The 2,841-nt window shown below is 71.5% G+C and carries 3 protein-coding genes; all 3 read right to left on the bottom strand.

Annotated elements, in window-relative coordinates:
- Positions 1-25 precede the first annotated feature (25 nt).
- From VOI19_RS17585 to VOI19_RS17575, 3 genes are read right to left on the bottom strand one after another with little or no spacing between them, the layout of a single operon-like run.
- On the bottom strand, positions 26-496 hold the full coding sequence (locus VOI19_RS17585; protein WP_323794245.1) for a GtrA family protein: 471 nt from the start codon (positions 494-496) through the stop codon (positions 26-28).
- A 42-nt stretch (positions 497-538) separates the two neighbouring features.
- Positions 539-1,726, bottom strand: coding sequence for an acyl-CoA dehydrogenase family protein (locus VOI19_RS17580; RefSeq protein ID WP_323794244.1), 1,188 nt, complete (start codon positions 1,724-1,726; stop codon positions 539-541).
- A 47-nt stretch (positions 1,727-1,773) separates the two neighbouring features.
- Positions 1,774-2,826: a DUF695 domain-containing protein gene (locus tag VOI19_RS17575; RefSeq protein WP_323794243.1), complete on the bottom strand. Its 1,053-nt coding sequence runs from the start codon at positions 2,824-2,826 to the stop codon at positions 1,774-1,776.
- Positions 2,827-2,841 lie beyond the last annotated feature (15 nt).

The raw sequence follows: 2,841 nt of genomic DNA, 5'->3' as shown, positions 1-2,841 counted from the left end.
CCGCTGGGTCGACCTGTGGGCGCCCTCAGACCACTGAGGTCGCCGAGCCGACGGGCTCCCGGGGCCGCCTGAACACGAAGCGTCGGAAGAGGTAGAACCGCGCCCCGAAGGCCAGCACCAGTCCGATCCCGTTGGCCGACAGGTTGTCGGAGAGGGCGTCGTCGAGACCCAGCACGTGTCGGCTGATCGCCAGGCAGCCGACCGGCAGCGCCATGGCGGCGACGTTGATGACGACGTACGCCGTCCAGCCGCCGTCAGCCTGCCGCGGCGGCCGGTGGGGAAACACCCAGCCGCGCGCGCCGTGATAGCTGATGATCATGCCGATCGAGTTGGCGATGACGTAGGCCGGGATCGCCTGGTCCTCGAGCAGCGGGTCTCCGACGAGCCAGCCGTGGAGCGCGACGTTGAAGAGCAGGAACGAGACCCACGTGGCCGCCTGCGCGACGGCGAAGAACCGCCACACCTCTCCCAGGAGGTGTCGCCAGCGGTTGCTCACCCCTCAACCCTAGGGGCGCGGTGCCCCCGGGTCGGACCCCGCCTACTCGACGGGCAGACCGAGGCCGCGGGCGATGAGCATCCGCTGCACCTCCGAGGTGCCCTCGCCGACCTCGAGCACCTTGGCGTCGCGGTAGAAGCGGGCCACGGGGTACTCCTCCATGAAGCCGTAGCCGCCGAAGACCTGCGTGGCGATGCGGGTCGCGGTCACGGCCGACTCCGTGGAGTAGACCTTCGCGACCGAGGCGGCCTGCTTGAACTGCTGGTAGGTCGGCCCGCCGGACGTGCTCATCGCGTCCTTCATCGCCGCTGCCTTGTAGGTGAGCAGGCGGCTCGCCTCGAGCATCACCTGGAGGTCGGCGATCTGGAAGGCGACGCCCTGCTTGCGACCGATCGGCCCGCCGAAGGTCTGGCGCTCCCCGGCGTACTGCACCGACATGTCGAGGCAGGCCTGGATGCAGCCGACGCTCAGCGCCGAGATGGCCACGCGGCCGTCGTCGAGTGTGGCGAGGAACTGCGCGTAGCCGCGGCCCTGCTCACCGAGGAGGTGGTCGGCGGGGACGTGGACGTCGGTGAAGCTCAGCGGGTGGGTGTCGGAGGCGTGCCAGCCGAGCTTGTCGTAGGCCTTCTCGGCCACGAAGCCGTCGGTGCCGCTGGGCAGCATGATCGCGCTGATCTCGGGGCGGCCGTCCTCACGGGTCCCGGTGCGTGCGGTGACCGTGACGAGGCTGGTGATCTCGGAGCCGGAGTTGGTGATGAACTGCTTGGAGCCGTTGACGATCCACTCGCCGTTGACGAGCTCGGCCTTCGTCTTGGTGGCGCCGGCGTCGGAGCCGGCGCCGGGCTCGGTCAGCCCGAAGCCCGCGAGCTTCTCGCCCGCCACGAGGGCCGGCAGCCAGGCCTCCTGCTGCTCGGTGGTGCCGAAGTTGAGCAGCGGGTTGATGCCCAGGCCCACGCCGGCCTGCAGCGTGATCCCCATCGACTGGTCGACCCGGCCGAGCTCCTCGATCGCCACGCACAGGCTGGTGAAGTCGCCGTCCTCGCCGGCGCCGCCGTACTCCTCGGGAGCGGTGAGGCCGAAGAGCCCGAGCTTGCCCATCTGCTGCACGACGTCGACCGGGAAGTGGTGGTCACGGTCCCACTGCGCGGCGTGCGGCGCGATCTCGGCCTCCGCGAACTCGCGGACACTGCGGCGGAACTCTTCATGCTCACGGGACAGCTCGAAAGTCATGCCGTCATGCTAGGCCGGTTAGCGTTCGTTAACCAGCCCCCGAGGGGTCAGGTGCGGAACGGGGCCACCGCGGCCCAGGCCGGGTCGTGGTCGCGGTCGACCTGCACCTCGCCGCTCGACCAACCGGTCACCGCGGCGCGGGCGACGCCGTCGGCCGACGAAGTCGAGTCGACGTAGTAGTGCAGCACCCGGGCACCGTCGCTGGTCTCGTGCGCCACGAGCCGCCCGGACGTCGCGAGCTGCTCGGTCAGGTGGTCCTCGAGCTCACGCAGCGCGACCAGGGAGGCCTCGTCGGGGAAGCCGTCCTCGGTGCGTCCCTCGTAGGGCAACCGCACCGCGAGGTGGTCGTCGAGCTCCGGCGCCGAGGTCGGGGAGAGCGGCACCTGGGCGCCCACGAGCACGGACCCACCGGGTCCCGTGCCACGCAGCAGCACCCACGTGGGCAGGCCCTGGTCGTCGAGGTGCTCCTCGCGCAGCTGCTGCACCGACGCGGCGAGGTCTCCCAGAGGCAGGACGACGGCGCCCTCCGCGCCCTCGGGAGCCTCGGCGTCCTCGGGTGGCTTGGGGGTCACGTCGATCGAGCTGATCCAGGTCTCGACGTCGTCCTCGCCCAGCGCCGCGTCGAGCGCGAGCACGGCGACCTGCTGCAGCCCCTGGTGCGAGAGTCCCTCGAACGCCTCGTGGTGGAGCACCACGCCCAGGCGGTTGCCCTCGCGGGTGGTGGCGACGCGGATCTGGTCGAGCGGCAGGGTCTGCTCCCCCAGGCTCAGCGAGATGCCCGCGAGCTCGACGGGCTGGCGCGAGTCGGCGTACTCCCAGGTCTGCGTGGGCTCCGGCGCGGAGCGCAACCACCGTCGCGCGACGGCCCGCAGCGCGGGATCGCCCTCGGGCGACACCACCAGGACGTGCTCGGAGCCGACGCCGGGGCCGAGCTCCCACACGAGGCCTTCCTGCACGGCGCCCACGCGCTCGGTCATCTCGTCGACGAGGTCCTCGGCTCCGCCGCGGGCGATCGCCTCGGCGCAGCGGGTCGCGCCCTCAGAGTTCCACCAGTGCCAGAAGGCCTCGACGTCTGGGGGCGTGGCTGTGCTGTCGTTCATCGGGGGGTCCGTCCT

The sequence above is a fragment of the Nocardioides sp. genome (assembly GCF_034670285.1).
Classification (GTDB): domain Bacteria; phylum Actinomycetota; class Actinomycetes; order Propionibacteriales; family Nocardioidaceae; genus Nocardioides.
This window is presented reverse-complemented; position numbering and strand designations above follow the sequence as displayed.